The sequence below is a fragment of the Halorientalis marina genome (assembly GCF_023028345.1).
GTDB classification, from domain to species: Archaea; Halobacteriota; Halobacteria; order Halobacteriales; family Haloarculaceae; genus Halorientalis; species Halorientalis marina.
In genome coordinates, this window is the sequence record NZ_CP095487.1 from 2359918 (window position 1) to 2374575 (window position 14658).

The 14658-nt window shown below is 67.5% G+C and carries 12 protein-coding genes; 11 read left to right on the forward strand and 1 reads right to left on the reverse strand.

The features are described 5' to 3' along the window. Positions 1 to 120 precede the first annotated feature (120 nt). From MUG96_RS12020 to MUG96_RS12070, 11 genes are all read left to right on the forward strand, one after another. A complete protein-coding gene (locus tag MUG96_RS12020) occupies positions 121 to 1470 on the forward strand; it encodes a ribonuclease J (protein WP_246983092.1) in 1350 nt (449 codons plus the stop codon). Next, positions 1467 to 2510, forward strand: a complete 1044-nt coding sequence (gene idsA3 / locus MUG96_RS12025) for a geranylfarnesyl diphosphate synthase (RefSeq protein ID WP_246983095.1) — start codon at positions 1467 to 1469, stop codon at positions 2508 to 2510. The genes MUG96_RS12020 and idsA3 overlap by 4 nt, the downstream gene beginning before the upstream one ends. 36 nt (positions 2511 to 2546) lie before the next feature. Further along, positions 2547 to 3272, forward strand: a complete 726-nt coding sequence (locus tag MUG96_RS12030; protein WP_246983098.1) for an MBL fold metallo-hydrolase — start codon at positions 2547 to 2549, stop codon at positions 3270 to 3272. Between the two features lie 57 nt (positions 3273 to 3329). Then, positions 3330 to 5042 carry a glutamate--tRNA ligase gene (locus MUG96_RS12035; RefSeq protein ID WP_246983100.1) on the forward strand — a complete coding sequence of 571 codons (1713 nt, stop codon included), beginning with the start codon at positions 3330 to 3332 and terminating at the stop codon, positions 5040 to 5042. Between the two features lie 61 nt (positions 5043 to 5103). Further along, positions 5104 to 7488 carry a VWA domain-containing protein gene (locus tag MUG96_RS12040; protein WP_246983103.1) on the forward strand — a complete coding sequence of 795 codons (2385 nt, stop codon included), beginning with the start codon at positions 5104 to 5106 and terminating at the stop codon, positions 7486 to 7488. 92 nt (positions 7489 to 7580) lie between these two features. After that, positions 7581 to 7910, forward strand: a complete 330-nt coding sequence (locus MUG96_RS12045; protein WP_246983105.1) for a 4Fe-4S dicluster domain-containing protein — start codon at positions 7581 to 7583, stop codon at positions 7908 to 7910. Positions 7911 to 8046: 136 nt separating this feature from the next. Then, the gene (locus MUG96_RS12050) at positions 8047 to 8943 is read left to right on the forward strand and encodes an electron transfer flavoprotein subunit beta/FixA family protein (RefSeq protein ID WP_246983108.1); all 897 of its coding nucleotides are present in this window, start codon (positions 8047 to 8049) and stop codon (positions 8941 to 8943) included. A gap of 2 nt (positions 8944 to 8945) precedes the next feature. Continuing rightward, the gene (locus MUG96_RS12055) at positions 8946 to 10640 is read left to right on the forward strand and encodes an electron transfer flavoprotein subunit alpha/FixB family protein (protein WP_246983111.1); all 1695 of its coding nucleotides are present in this window, start codon (positions 8946 to 8948) and stop codon (positions 10638 to 10640) included. Then, complete coding sequence (locus MUG96_RS12060; RefSeq protein ID WP_246983114.1) at positions 10633 to 12300, forward strand: FAD-dependent monooxygenase; 1668 nt, start codon at positions 10633 to 10635, stop codon at positions 12298 to 12300. The genes MUG96_RS12055 and MUG96_RS12060 overlap by 8 nt, the downstream gene beginning before the upstream one ends. 5 nt (positions 12301 to 12305) lie before the next feature. Continuing rightward, positions 12306 to 12701, forward strand: a complete 396-nt coding sequence (locus tag MUG96_RS12065; RefSeq protein ID WP_246983117.1) for a DUF8055 family protein — start codon at positions 12306 to 12308, stop codon at positions 12699 to 12701. 88 nt (positions 12702 to 12789) lie between these two features. Next, the gene (locus MUG96_RS12070; protein ID WP_246983119.1) at positions 12790 to 14274 is read left to right on the forward strand and encodes a zinc ribbon domain-containing protein; all 1485 of its coding nucleotides are present in this window, start codon (positions 12790 to 12792) and stop codon (positions 14272 to 14274) included. A gap of 52 nt (positions 14275 to 14326) precedes the next feature. Here the strand turns inward: MUG96_RS12070 and MUG96_RS12075 are convergent, their stop codons facing one another. Beyond that, entirely contained in the window at positions 14327 to 14488 is a 162-nt protein-coding gene (locus MUG96_RS12075; protein ID WP_246983120.1) for a hypothetical protein, read from the reverse strand. Between the last annotated feature and the right edge of the window lie 170 nt (positions 14489 to 14658).

Sequence of the window (14658 nt, forward strand, 5' to 3'; positions counted from 1 at the left end):
GCATCGTCAGGGTGTGACGACGGCGGGGCGGTCGCTAGATTTCGGACCATTTGGACGGCACGTGTTTGCCGGTCGTCGCAGTGATCCGTCTTCCTGGGGGGTCGACTCGGCGACACAACCATGGAAATCGAAATCGCGACGATCGGCGGCTACGAGGAAGTCGGCCGCCAGATGACCGCAGTACGGGCCGGTGACGACGTCGTCATCTTCGACATGGGGCTGAACCTGTCGAAGGTGCTCATCCACGACAACGTCGAGACAGAGCGGATGCACAGCCTCGACCTGATCGACATGGGCGCCATCCCGGACGACCGGGTGATGTCCGAACTCGAGGGGGACGTGAAAGCCATCGTGCCGACCCACGGCCACCTCGATCACATCGGCGCAATCTCCAAACTCGCCCACCGCTACGACGCACCCATCGTGGCGACGCCGTTCACCATCGAACTCGTCAAACAGCAGATCAAAGGCGAGGAGAAGTTCGGCGTCGAGAACGACCTCCAGAAGATGGAGGCGGGGTCGACGATGAGCATCGGCGACCACAACGAACTGGAGTTCGTGAACGTCACCCACTCCATCATCGACGCCATCAACCCCGTCCTGCACACGCCCGAGGGCTCTATCGTCTACGGGCTGGACAAGCGGATGGACCACTCGCCGGTCATCGGCGACCCCATCGACATGCAGCGGTTCCGCGAGATCGCCCGCGAGGACGGCGGCGTCCTCTGTTACATCGAGGACTGTACCAACGCCGGCTCGAAGGGCCGAACGCCCTCCGAGGCCGTCGCTCGCCGTCACCTCAAGGACGTTATGTACAGTATCGAGGACTACGACGGCGGCATCGTCGCCACGACGTTCTCCTCGCACATCGCCCGTGTGAAGAGCCTCGTCGAGTTCGCCGACGACATCGGCCGCCAGCCGGTGCTGCTCGGTCGGTCGATGGAGAAGTACTCCGGGACCGCCGAACGGCTGGACTTCGTGGACTTCCCCGAGGACCTCGGGATGTACGGCCACCGGAAATCGGTCGACCGCACGTTCAAGCGGGTCATGAAAGAGGGCAAAGAGGACTACCTGCCTATCGTCACGGGCCACCAGGGAGAGCCGCGGGCGATGCTCACGCGGATGGGCCGGGGCGAGACGCCCTACGAACTGGAGGACGGTGACAAAGTGCTGTTCTCCGCCCGCGTGATTCCGGAGCCGACCAACGAGGGCCAGCGCTACCAGAGCGAGAAGCTCTTGGGTATGCAGGGTGCCCGCATCTACGACGACATCCACGTCTCGGGCCACCTCCGCCAGGAGGGTCACTACGAGATGCTCGACGCCCTCCAGCCCCAGCACGTCATCCCCGCCCACCAGGACATGAGCGGGTTCGCGCCCTACGTCGACCTCGCGGAGAACATGGGGTACAAGATGGGTCGTGACCTCCACGTCACCCGGAACGGGAACCTCGTGCAGCTCGTCGAGGAATGACCGAGCCAGGCGCGGCCCCGGCGGCCGTCGAGCGGGCCATCGACGCCCGCCGCGAACGAGTCAACGACGCCATCACCGAGGAACTGCCGATCATCCGCCCGGAGCGGCTCTACGAGGCGTCCCGGTACCTGCTGGACGCCGGCGGGAAGCGCCTGCGACCGACGATTCTCCTGCTCGCGGCCGAGGCGCTCGCCGACACGGAGCCGCTCGCCGAGGACTACCGGTCGTTCCCGGCCGACCCCGCGCCGGTCGACGTGATGTCCGCCGCCGTCAGCATCGAGATCATCCAGTCGTTCACGCTGATCCACGACGACATCATGGACGACGACGACATGCGCCGGGGCGTGCCAGCCGTCCACCAGGAGTACGACCTCGAAACCGCCATCCTCGCCGGCGACACGCTCTACTCGAAGGCCTTCGAGTCGATGCTGGAGACCGGCGCGCCCGCGGACCGTTCGGTCCGGGCGCTGTCGGAGCTCGCGACGACCTGCACCAAGATCTGCGAGGGCCAGGCCTTCGATATCGACTTCGAGTCCCGCGACGCCGTCGAGCCCGACGAGTACCTCGACATGGTCGAGCTGAAGACGGCCGTGCTGTACGCCGCCGCGGCGTCGATTCCGGCCGTCCTGCTCGGCGCCGACGACGCCGTCGACGCTCTCTACGGCTACGGGCTGGACGTGGGCCGTGCCTTCCAGATCCAGGACGACCTGCTCGATCTGACGACGCCGAGCGAAAAGCTCGGGAAACAGCGCGGGAGCGACCTCGTCGAGGGCAAACAGACGCTCGTGACGCTCCACGCCGAGAACAACGGCGTCGACGTGGACGGCCTGCTGGACGCCGACGGGGTGGAGGCCGTCGACGAGGCGGCCATCGAGGAGGCCCTCGCGGAGTTGCGCGCCGTCGGCAGCATCGAGTACGCCCGCGAGACCGCCCACGACCTCATCCGCAGCGGGAAGCGCAACCTCCAGATCCTCCCCGACAACGAGGCCCGCGACCTGCTCGGCGGCATCGCCGACTACCTCGTCGAGCGCGAGTACTGACCGCGGTTTTTTGTCACCGGCGCCCCCGGTACGGTCATGGCACGACTCACGCTCCTGCGGCACGCGACACTGCTGGTCGAGACGGCCGAGACCACCCTCCTGGTCGACCCCATGCTCAGCGCGCCGGGCGAGATTCCACCCATCCCGAACTCCCCGAACGACCGAGAGAACCCTCTCGTCGAACTGCCGGACGTGCCCCTCGATTACGACGCCGTCCTCGTCACGCACCGCCACCGCGACCACTTCGACGACGCCGCTCGCGAGCGGGTGCCGGACGACACCCCCATCCTCTGCCAGCCGGTCGAGGCCGAGGACTTCCGCGAGGAAGGCTTCGAGGACGTTCGCCCGGTCGACGACGGGGTTACCTTCGAGGGTATCGACGTCGCACGGACGCCGGCCCGCCACGGCCACGGCGACCTCGCCGACCAGATGGCACCGGTCTCCGGGTTCGTCCTCGACGCCGACACCCGCCTCTATCTCGCGGGCGATACGGTCTGGTACGACGCGGTGCCGACGACGCTCGACGAGTACGACCCGGACGCGGTGGTGGTCAACGCCGGCGCGGCGCAGTTCGTCGAGGGCGAGCCGATCACGATGGACGGTGACGACGTGCAGGCGGTCGTCGACCACGTCGGCGACGGCGTTCCCGTGATCGCCGACCACATGGATTCCATCAACCACTGCCTGTCGAACCGCGAGGACCTCCGGGCGGCCGTCGACGGCGTGACGATTCCGGCCGACGGCGAGACGGTCGAGCTCTGAGGCGGGGCGGCGTCCGAAGCGGACCAGTTTTGGGGCGGGACCCAGTACCGACGCCCAATGGACGAGGACCTACGCGAGCGAGTGAAAGAGGCGGCCGAGAAGAACGCCCTCTTCAATGCGCTCAAACACGATAGCGATCCGCAGGTGGGGGCCATCATGGGGCCGCTGATGGGGGAGAACCCGGAGTTCCGCGAACACGGCGACGAGATTCCCGAAGTCATCGGCCCGGTGGTCGGACGGATCGGCGGGATGTCGACGGAAGAACGACGCGAGCGCCTGGAGGAACTCGATCCGGCCCTCGTGGCCGAACTCGACGCCGAGGACGAGGGCGACGACCAGGCCCTCCCGGACCTGCCCAACGCCGAGGCGTACGACGAGGTGCGGATGCGTGCGGCGCCCAATCCCAACGGGCCGTGGCACCTCGGCCACGCTCGGATGCCGTCGGTCATCGGCACCTACGAGGAGATGTACGACGGGTCCTTCCTGGTCCGGTTCGACGACACCGACCCCGAGACCAAACGGCCGGACCTCGACGCCTACGACGAGATCCTCGACGCCATCGACTACCTCGGCTTCGAACCCGACGACGTGATCCTCGCCAGCGACCGGCTCGAAACGTACTACGAGCACGCCCGCGACCTCATCGACGCCGGCGGCGCTTACACGTGCTCGTGTCCGCAGGGGGAGTTCTCCGATATGAAGAACGCGGGCGAGCCCTGCCCGCACCGCGACAAGGACGCCGCGACCACCCACGAGGAGTTCGGGGCGATGATCGACGGCGAGTACGGCGCCGGCGAGATGGTCCTCAGGGTACGCACCGACATCGAGCACAAGAACCCCGCGCTCCGGGACTGGGTCGCCTTCCGGATGATCGATACGCCACACCCCCGAGAGGAAGCCGCGGACTACCGCTGCTGGCCGATGCTCGACTTCCAGAGCGGCGTCGACGACCACCTGACCGGCGTGACACACATCATCCGCGGCATCGACCTGCAGGACTCCGCGAAGCGCCAGCAGTTCGTCTACGACTACTTCGGCTGGGACTACCCCGAAGTGATCCACTGGGGCCACGTCCAGATCGACGCCTACGACGTGTCGATGAGCACCTCGACCATCAAAGAGAAGATCGAGGCCGGCGAGCTGACGGGATGGGACGACCCCCGGGCGCCGACCATCGCGAGTATGCGAAAGCGCGGCATCCGCGGCCAGGCCATCGTCGACGCGATGGTCGAACTCGGTGCCTCCACTTCCAACGTCGACCTCGCGCTCTCGTCTATCTACGCCACCAACCGCGACCTGATCGACGACGAGACCGACCGCGCCTTCTTCGTCCGCGACGGCGACCGGTTCCCGCTCTCGGGCGGTCCCGACGCCGGTTCGCCGCCGGTCCATCCCGACCACGAGGACCGTGGCCGTCGCGAGATTCCGGTCGGTGACGCCGTCCTGCTGGAACCGGACGACGTGCCGGAAGCGGGTGAGCGGGTGTGGCTCAAGGGATACGGCCCGGTCCGGCGTGACGGCGACCGACTCGAATTTACCGACGACGACATCGAGGTGGTTCGGTCGGGCGACGTGGACGTGGTCCACTGGGTACCGGCCGACGAGAACCGTCCGCTCCGCCTGCGGACGATGGACGGCGACGTGGAGGGCCACGCCGAGCCGGGAATCGGGGACCGCGACCCCGACGAAGTGGTCCAGTTCGAGCGCATCGGTTTCGCACGCATCGACGACCAGGGCGACCGGACCGTCGCGTACTTCGCACACCCCTGACCGAGAGCGCGAAACTGACCGGAACTCGACAGTTTGATTGTCTGCAATTCGAAGTATGCCCATGGCAGGCGATGGGCAGCGGACGGGTGAGTGGCGCGTGGACAGACGCGACTTCCTGGTCACGGCGACGGCGGCCGGTGGGCTGGCGGCGACCGGCACCGTCGCGGCACAGGAGGCCGGCGACGGCGGCTCGAACGGCGTCAACGTCGACCCCGACTCGGCGGTGACCGGTTCCGGGTCGCTCGACCTCGGAACGGAGGCCTCCGCCGCGGCGCTGGCGGAGTATTTCATCGAGTACCCGAGCCCGGACCATCCGGTCGTGGGCCAGACCGCTCGACTGGGCGGGACCGTCGTGAACCGCATCGAGAGCCAGGCAGAAGCGGCGGCGTTCGCCGAGTCGTTCGACTACGGCGAGTTCCGGCCCGGGGACGGTGCGACGCTACGGTCCCTCCTCGAACCGGTGGCACTGCTGGAGGGCGGCGAACCCGACTACGCGGGGCTGGCGTCGGACGCTGACTCGGCGTCGTCCTTTTTCGAGTCCTACGACCTCCTCCGGGTCGTCGGCCTGACCGACCGGGACCAGCTGTTTTACAGCCGGTACGACTACGTGCCGACGCTGTGGCTGGTGGTCGAGTCCGGGGCCATCGAGAGCCCGCGAGGTCGCATCGACGTGAGCGGGCGGGTGCGTCACGCCGGCGGCGACGGGACGGCGGGCGCGTACTTCGAGGTCGAGGGGGTGACCGAAGGGGAGACGCAGTCGACGTTGCGGCCGTCGACCGAGGCGGGCCAGCCGGTAACGGTCGTCGGTATCAAACACGACGACGAGCGCGTCCTCACGACCGAGGGAGTCGAGGTGTCGTACGACGCGGACGGGGAGTTCCCCCGCGCCGAAGGGGGTTCGCTCGTCGTCCAGACCGGGACGACGGAGTCGGTGGACTTCGAGAGCCAGCCCGCGGCCGTCGAACTGAACACGACGAGCCAGGAGATCCTCCTGGGCGACACCCGGGTCGACGGCGAGGCGGACCGGGCGGCGTCGAACACCGTTGCGGTCCTCGACCGCTCCGGGAGCATGGACGCGACGGATACGCGGACGGGCGTGACACGACTCCGGGTGGCGAAACAGAGCGCACGGGCGCTGGTCAACTTCGTCGAGTCGGGCAACCGCGTGGGCGTGACCTCCTTCGCCTCCGACAGCCGGGTGGTCAGCCCGCTCACGCGGCTCGGCTCCGGGTCGCGAAACGGGCTCAACGACGCCATCGGACGGATACGCGCGGAGGGGAGTACCTCGGTCGGTGCCGGCCTGCTCCGGGCGGTGACGCTCCTCGACGGAACCGAGGGGCGTCGGTCGATCATCCTCCTCTCGGACGGCGTCCAGAACACGCCGCCGACGCCGGAGGAGGTGTTGCCCCGCCTGAAGTCCCTCGGCGTCACGGTCTACACCATCGGGATGGGGTCGGGTGCCGACCGCTCCCTGTTGCGCCGCATCGCCGAGGAGACCGGCGGGGAGATGCAGTACCGGCCGGAACCGGGTGACGTCCGCGAACTGTTCCAGAGTTTCTCCACGTCGATCCAGCAGCGGGCGACGCTGACCCGCCGAGCCCATCGGTTGGCGGAGGGCGAGACCGCGAGCGGCACTGCGGTCGTCGACGGCAGCGTCGAGTCGGCGCAGTTTTCGCTCATCTATCCGGGCAGCGAGATCACGGTCGTGCCGGAGCGGCCGGACGGCACCGCGGTCTCACAGTCGGACGCGGGCGTCACGCGGCGGGTCGGCGCGGCGAACGAGGTCTGGACCATCGAGGACCCGACGACGGGCGAGTGGGGCTACACCGTGACTGGCGAACAGCTCCCACAACCGGAGGTCGCGAACGTCCAGGTCAGCGCGGAATCGCCGGTTCGTGCCCGCCTCCTCATCTCGGACCTCCACTACGACCAGACCGGTATGTACCGCGTAGAGCTGAAACTGACCGACGGGGAGGGTCGGTACACGGGTGCCGACGCGACGCTAACCGCGACGAACGGCGACCGGACGGAACGGGTGACGCTCCGGGACGACCGCACCGGCCCCGACCCGGTCGCCGACGACGGCATCTACACCGGCTACTTCCACCCGCCGACGACCGGGACGTGGACGCTCCGGGCCGCCATCGAGGGGGGCACCGTCGACGATCTCCAGCGGGAGATATCCCGGACGCTACAGGTCGAGGCGACGACGGAAACGGCGATTCGCCCGTACCTGAATCGGGAGGCGGCGAGCGCGAGCGACGGGTCGGCGGCGACGGCGACCACGACGGCCGCGGAGACGGAAGCCGCGACGCCCGACCCCGATGGCGGGGTGGGTGAGATGGTGCCGCTCGCGGGCGGCGCGGCGCTCGTCCTCGCCGCCGGTGCCGGCGTGGCCTGGAGACTCGGACGCGGTGACGACGAGAGCGGCGGCGACGAAGCGTAACGGCCGCTGTCGGCAGGCCGCGGGATCGACCACGGTCCGAGGTCGGGTTCGGTGGAAAGCTTAAGTGGCTATCATGTGATTTCTTCACTAAGATGGCGATCGATCCGGAGTTCGAGAAGAATCGAGAACAGGTAGAGGAGCACGACGGCCACGCGGTGTGGGGGCCGGTCGACGAACCGGAGGAGCTAGGGATTCACGGCACCCACGTGGCGGTGGACTTCGACATCTGTCTCGCCGACGGTGCCTGCCTGGAGGACTGCCCGGTCGACGTCTTCGAGTGGGTCGACACGCCGGGCCACCCCGAGAGCGAGATCAAGGCCGACCCGGCACAGGAGGAACAGTGCATCGACTGTATGCTCTGTGTCGACGTCTGTCCGGTCGACGCCATCGACGTCGACCCCGGCCGCGCCGGCCGCATCTAGGCCGTCTTTCCCCGGTTCGCCCCGTTCGTCAGTGCCGCGTAGCCTCGACCTTCTCCACAGTCGACAGTTCATAACCGCAATAACAAAATACGATGAACTCGGTGTAAGTGATGTTCACACAAATGAAGTGGTATCTATGCACACAGTAGTGTTGACCAAGGGCGTCCCGGACTTCAGGGAGGGGCAGGTCTCGTTCGACGAGGACGGCCACCTGGAGCGCGGGAAGACCCCGACGGTGATGAATCCGAACGACAAGTTCGCGCTGAAGGCGGCGTTGCAGACGAAGGTCCGTCACGGGGGCACGGTGTCGCTGATGAGCATGGGGCCGCCGGGGTACACGGAAGTCATTCAGGAGGGGATGGAAGACGTGTACGCCGACGATCTCTACCTGCTGTCGGACCGGGAGATGGGCGCGGCCGACACGTGGGCAACGGCGATGACGCTCGCGACTGGCATCGATCACCTCGAGGAGGAACCCGACGTGGTCTTCGCGGGGTTCAAAACCGCGGACGGGGAGACCGGCCACACCGGCCCGCAGACGGAGTGGTGCCTGGACCTCCCGCTGGTCACGCACGTCGTCGCCCTCGACATCGACACCGACGAGCGAGTCCTCCGGGCCAAACGGCTCGTCGAGGGCGACGTCGAGGAGATCGAGACCGTCGAGGCGCCGCTGCCCTGCATGGTCGTGACCGACCCGGAGTTCGAGCCGACCTATCGCAAGGCCGACCACCGGCTCCGGTACAAGGACCTCCGCGAGGAGACCCAGGAGCGCGCCGCGGAGTTCGGCGAGTACCTCGCCGACGAAAGCGACGCCGAACCGACCGACTGGGACCACTTCGAGATGTGGGATCACGAAGCCCTCAATCTCGACCCGGACTACATCGGGCTGGACGGCTCGCCGACCATCGTCTCCGGCGTCGACCCGATCCCGAAGGCCCCGTCGGAGCGGGAGGCCACGATGGTAACGCCCGACGACGCCGAGGGGATGGCCGACGTGTTCGATGAAATGAAACCGTACGCGGGAGGTGACTGACGATGGCACTCGATCCCAACGACCACGACATCGCGGAGCTCGGTCCGAAGATCAAGGACATCGACGACCCCGACGAGCTGGAGGAGATGCTCGAAGCCGAGGAGATGGGGGAAGACCGAGCGCCGGTCAAGACGCTCATCGAGGACCGCATCGAGAAAGTCTCCGGCGAGGACGAGGACGCCGACCCGAGCGACGTCGACCTCTCCGAGTTGACCGTCGCAGAGGTCGCGAACCTCGTCCGGGACGTCGACGACGTGGACGTTCTGGAGGAGATGCTGGAACGCGAGACGGAGGGCGAGGACCGCAAGACGGCGAAGAGCCAGATCGAGAACCGCATCGAGTCGGTCGCCGGCACCGAGGAGTCTGACGGCGAGAGCGAGCAGGAGATCGACCTCCGCCCGCCCGAGGAGAAGTACCCCGAACTCGACCACCCGACAGCGGACAAACAGTGGGTCCAGGCGCTGGAGGACGGCGACTACCGCGACATGTGGGTCTACTGCGAGACCCAGCAGGGCCAACTCATCGACGTCTCGAAGGAGATGCTCGGCAAGGCCCGGGAACTGATGGACGAGTACAACGACGACTACGGGGAAAGCGAAGACGTCATCGCGGTGCTCATCGGCGACGGCGTGGCCGACCACGCCGAGACCTGTATCCAGTACGGCGCAGACCGTGTGCTGTACACGGAAGACGAGCGCCTGTCCCGGTTCCGGCACAAACCGTACACGGAGATTTTCTGTGATATGTGCCGCGCGGCAGGCCATCCCTACGGCCGCGAGGACCGAGACGAGGACGACTGGCGGGACTACGACGAACCGCGGTACACCGTCTTCCCGGCGACGAACAACGGCCGGGACCTCTCGGCGCTCGTCCAGGGCGAACTCGACTCCGGGCTGGCGAGTGACTGCTCGGATCTGTACATCGACGAGGCGATGATCTCGAACCCGGCCAAGACCGGAAAGCCCGGCGACAAGGTGGAGTTCGATCGCGTGCTTCACATGAAGCGCCCGGACTTCTCCGGGTTCGAGTACTCGACGATCCTCTGTCTGGACAAGCCCGACCGGGAGTTCCACCCGCAGGGAGCCTCGGTCATCCCGGGGAGCTTCGACCTGCCCGATCCCGACACCGGGCGCGAAGGCGAGATCGTCGAACACGAACTGCCCCTGCCCGACGACTGGTTCCAGGTCGACGTCACCGACTACGACCAACTGGAGGGCGGCGTCGACCTCACGGGCAACGAGGTCATCGTCGCGCTGGGCCGCGGTATCGGCGACGACCCGACCGAGGGGATCGAACTCGGCCTCGACCTGGTCGACCAGTTCGAGGAAGCCGACCTCGGGCTCTCGCGGGGGGTCATCACGGCCTCCTACCAGTTCGAGGGCCACGTCGAGGACTACGTGGCCGAGGAGCGCCAGATCGGCGAGTCCGGGCAGGTCGTCGAGCCGGATCTGTACATCGCCGCGGGCATCTCCGGGGCGGTCCAGCACAAGGTCGGGATGGACGAGTCGGACACCATCGTCGCGATCAACACCGACCCGGAGGCGGACATCGTGGACTTCTCCGACTACTTCATCGAGGGGGACCTCTTCGATATCCTCCCGGAGCTGACGGAGTCGCTGGAGCAGGGCGAACTGGAGCTGAAAGCAGTGGCCGACGGCGGGACGGTACCCGAGGAGGCGGAGGAAACCGATGACTGACGACTACGAACACTACGAGGCGGTCGTCGTCGGGGCCGGTCCCGGCGGCGCGGCGGCAGCGGCAACGCTCGCGAACAACGGCGTCGAGACGCTCGTGCTCGAACGCGGGGTCGAGGCGGGGTCGAAGAACGTCTCCGGCGGCCTCATCTACGCCGAGCAGTCGGCGCCGTATACCATCGACGGCCTGTTCCCGGACTTCCGCGAGGAGGCCACGGAACGGCCGGCCGACGAGTACTACCTGCACAACATCTCCGGCCGGCAGGTGAAGACGGTCGACATGACCGACCTCCACCACGACGATACGGAGTGGTGTGACTCCGTGTTGCGCCGGAAGATGGACGGCTGGCTGGAGGACCGCGTCCACGAGATGACCCGGCAGACCGGCGGTGGCCTCCTGACGGAGGTCCGGGTCAACGGCCTGCTCCGGGAGGCCGGCGAGATCGTCGGCGTGACCTGCGACGAACTCGACCCCATCAAGGCCGACCTCGTCGTCGCCGCCGACGGCGTCAATTCGGAACTGGCACGGGACGCCGGGCTGATGGACTGGGAGGAGCCCGAGGAGTGGTTCCAGGGCGTGAAAGCCATCGTCGACATGCCGGAGGGCGCGGTCGAGGAGCGGTTCGGCATCGACGAGGACGAAGGGGAGGCCCACCTGTTCTCGGGCGACCTCTTCGAGGGCGTCCGCGGGGGCGGCTTGTTGTACACGAACGAGGACTCGCTGTCCATCGGGACGGTCTTCCACCTCGACTCGCTGGTGGAGGAGGAAGCCGAACCCCACGAACTGCTGGACGCCCTGCTCACGCACCCGCTGCTCGCGCAGTGGATCGGCGACGAGTACCACGAACGGGAGTACGCGGCGAAGCTCGTGCCCGACTCGAAGAAGGTCGCGCATCCGTCGCCACACGAGGGGCGACTCGTCCTCGTGGGCGACGCCGCCGGACAGATGCAGGCACAGGGCCCGATCATCAAGGGGATGAACCACGCCGTGACGGCGGGCGCGCTGGCCGCGGAGGCGTTCGTCGAGGCGCGGTCGCGCGGCAAGCCCGAGGCGGCGGGCGAGTACTACGAGGAGAAACTCCGCGCCGAGGGCGTGATGGACAAGCTCAGGCCGCCGGCCTACCAGGCGAGCCGACTGCTCGGCGAGAACGAGGCGGTGACGAACCTCGGCGAGCGGCTGGTCGAGTCGTCGCTGGGACGGGCCGGCATGAAGCTCGCGGACAAGGCCGGCCTGCTGGAGCTGGGCTTCAATTCCCCGTTCGTGATGCAGGTTATGCCCGACACGAAACTGCCGTACGTGACCGTCCCGAAAGTCCTCGCGGAGGAACTCGGGACGCGAATCACCGACGAGAGCGAGGTCGAACCGCCGGACCTCGCCGACCGTATCGGCGACCTGACCTACGACGTGGGCGACCCGCACATCGAACTGCAGGACAACTCCTACGCGGCCAGCGGCGCCGCGGTGGCGGCCTGTCCCGTCAGCGCCAAGGACTTCGGCGGCGGCTGTTACCGCGACGAGACGGTGAAGACCAACGGCCACGAGGAGCGCCTGGTCAGCCTGGACACCCAGCCCTGCGTCGAGTGTGGGACCTGCGCCATCGTCGCCGACACGGACTGGGACCACCCCGCCGGCGGGAAGGGCGTCGAGTACAAACAGGGCTGATCACGATGGCACCGCAATCGACCGACGCCGAGTACGGCGCTCGCATCGAGGACCTCCGGGCCCAGTACCGACGGGACCGCGAGGCGTTCGAGGCGCCGACCGACCCGCCGGCCGCCGACGAGGCGATGAGCTACCTCCGGGAGGGACTCGGCCCGGTCGTGATGGTCTACGTCGACGCCCGGGCGAACGACTGGGGCGTCGAGTTCTCACAGGCCGAGTTCGACGCCCTCCACGAAGCACTGAACGGTTACCTCGAACTCTACACGCGGTGTTACGGCGTGGAACTGGACGCCGACTTCGCCATCCGGGCGGCCGCCGAACTCCTGCTCGAAACCCACAACATCCGGGACGTCGCAGCGATGCTTACGCAGGTCCCCGCCGACAGCGGCGAGAGTCGGTGACGGAACGGGGGACGGTCACGCATCGTGTCGGCCATCTCGAAAATCCCGAGGAGTAAGATTATTTGTCCGGTGTTATGATGGTCGACGTATGCATTGTCCTCAGTGTGGCACGGAGGTCGCGGACGATCGGTCGTCCTGTCCGGCCTGTGGTGCGGGGTTGGCCGACGGGGCAGGCGGCGGGCACGGCGGTGACGGACAGTCGGACGGACGGCCCGGGAGCGGACAACCGGGTGGACAGCCCGGAGGGCAATCGGGCGGCGGACAGCCTGGCAGTGGACAACCGGGCGGCGGACAGCCGACCGGAGGGGCCGGCGGCCAGCCGACACAGCCGACTCGCGGGGCGGGCCAGGCCGGTCCCGGTGGACAGGGTGGCCGACCCCAGGCCGGTGGCGGCCAGGGGGCAGTACAGGGCGGCCAGCAGGCAGTCGGCGGTGGCGGACAACAGCAACAGCAGTACCAGCAGCCGAGCGGCGGGTCGGGTACCGGTCTCAGGGATTTTTACGACGCGTACGTTGCGGACCTCCCGATTGCCGGGGGAGCCGTCGCGGGCGTTCTCGTGTACGTCGTCGGGTTCGTGATCACGGCGGCGGTGGCAGCCATCGTCATCGAGGCATCGGGCGGATCGGCCGACCTCGAAGCAGTCTCGGAGCCGTTCTACAACGCTCACTTCACGACGCTGACCAGCAGTGACCCGAACTACGAGGTGTTCCCGGCCACCCTCGGCATCGCGTTCGTGGCGATCCCATATATGCTGTTCATCACCGGCTCGCGCTTCGGCCGCTGGCACTCCTACGAGGGGATCGAACTCCCGGAACAGGTGCTCGCCGGGGCCGCCGTGGTCGTGGGCTATCTCCCGGCCGTCGCCATCGGGACGGCGTTTCTCACGCCCGGGTCCGATACCTTCCCGCCGAACTACGCCGGCGTCCTCATCATCGCGGGTATTCTCTATCCCGTCCTCTGTGGCGGGTTCGGCGGACTGGTGACGTACGTCCTCGACGAGTACGCAAGCCTCCGGGCGCGAGTCTCGGGGAACCTGACCGCACTGTTCGTGTTCCTACTCACGTTCGGCGTGACCTACATGGCGGTCGATTCCTCGGTACAGGAGCCGGTCCCGCTCGCGCTCGCCACGGGCTTTTCCTACATCGCCGGCCACCTCTTCGCCGTCGACGGGGACGGGACGCTGTTTCTCGTCATGCTCGTCCCGCTGGTGCTCGTGGCCGCGGTCGGCTACCTCCGCGCCAGGCGTTCGGGTGCCGAAGAGTGGGTGGACGGCCTCCGTGCCGGGAGTTCGTTCGCGTTCGGCTACGCACCCATCACGCTGATCGCGCTCGTCGTGACCGCCGTCGTCGTCGACTTCGGGGGGGAGATCGCGACCGAACTGGGGGTCAGCGAGCTTCCGCTCGTCGTCGCCGAGGTCGGGTCACAGCTCACCCTCGAATCACAACTCACACCGCCACAGTTCCTCGAGTGGTTCGTCGTCGTCGGGATTCTCTATCCCCTCGTGATCGGCGGCATCGGTGGTGCCCTCCACGTCCTCATCCAGCGAACCATCTCGAACCGCGCGGGCGCATAGGAGCAATCGCAGCCCGTTCGCGGGGTGGGAAGCAGTCTGCGACAGTTTCCGCTCAGGACTTCGACTCGAACACCTGGCAACGGGTCTCGACACGCAACCGCTGCCAGCGGGCGACGTGGCGCTCGAACGCGGCCAGCAGACCGGAGCGACCCGTCGCGTCCCGTTCCCTGTCGTCACCCGACTCACCGTCGACTGGTGGTTTTCCGAAACTCATGATACTAGTACCCACGGTTGTCGGGATCATAAATATCGGGTAAAACAATCAAGGATCGGGTAGGTACGCCGCTACCCTCGAAGCGGTAGCGACAGGTAGCTCTCTCGCTGGCGAAAACGGCGTTTCCGTGAGGTGTGAACAGCTCCCACGAAGTGTCACGGGGAAGGCAA

Excerpts from the sequence above, each read along its gene's own strand:
- MUG96_RS12020 (WP_246983092.1), top strand. The coding sequence starts at position 121 with ATGGAAATCGAAATCGCGACGATCGGCGGCTACGAGGAAGTCGGCCGC.
- idsA3 (WP_246983095.1), top strand. The coding sequence starts at position 1,467 with ATGACCGAGCCAGGCGCGGCCCCGGCGGCCGTCGAGCGGGCCATCGAC.
- MUG96_RS12030 (WP_246983098.1), top strand. The coding sequence starts at position 2,547 with ATGGCACGACTCACGCTCCTGCGGCACGCGACACTGCTGGTCGAGACG.
- MUG96_RS12035 (WP_246983100.1), top strand. The coding sequence starts at position 3,330 with ATGGACGAGGACCTACGCGAGCGAGTGAAAGAGGCGGCCGAGAAGAAC.
- MUG96_RS12040 (WP_246983103.1), top strand. The coding sequence starts at position 5,104 with ATGGCAGGCGATGGGCAGCGGACGGGTGAGTGGCGCGTGGACAGACGC.
- MUG96_RS12045 (WP_246983105.1), top strand. The coding sequence starts at position 7,581 with ATGGCGATCGATCCGGAGTTCGAGAAGAATCGAGAACAGGTAGAGGAG.
- MUG96_RS12050 (WP_246983108.1), top strand. The coding sequence starts at position 8,047 with ATGCACACAGTAGTGTTGACCAAGGGCGTCCCGGACTTCAGGGAGGGG.
- MUG96_RS12055 (WP_246983111.1), top strand. The coding sequence starts at position 8,946 with ATGGCACTCGATCCCAACGACCACGACATCGCGGAGCTCGGTCCGAAG.
- MUG96_RS12060 (WP_246983114.1), top strand. The coding sequence starts at position 10,633 with ATGACTGACGACTACGAACACTACGAGGCGGTCGTCGTCGGGGCCGGT.
- MUG96_RS12065 (WP_246983117.1), top strand. The coding sequence starts at position 12,306 with ATGGCACCGCAATCGACCGACGCCGAGTACGGCGCTCGCATCGAGGAC.
- MUG96_RS12070 (WP_246983119.1), top strand. The coding sequence starts at position 12,790 with ATGCATTGTCCTCAGTGTGGCACGGAGGTCGCGGACGATCGGTCGTCC.
- MUG96_RS12075 (WP_246983120.1), bottom strand. The coding sequence starts at position 14,488 with ATGAGTTTCGGAAAACCACCAGTCGACGGTGAGTCGGGTGACGACAGG.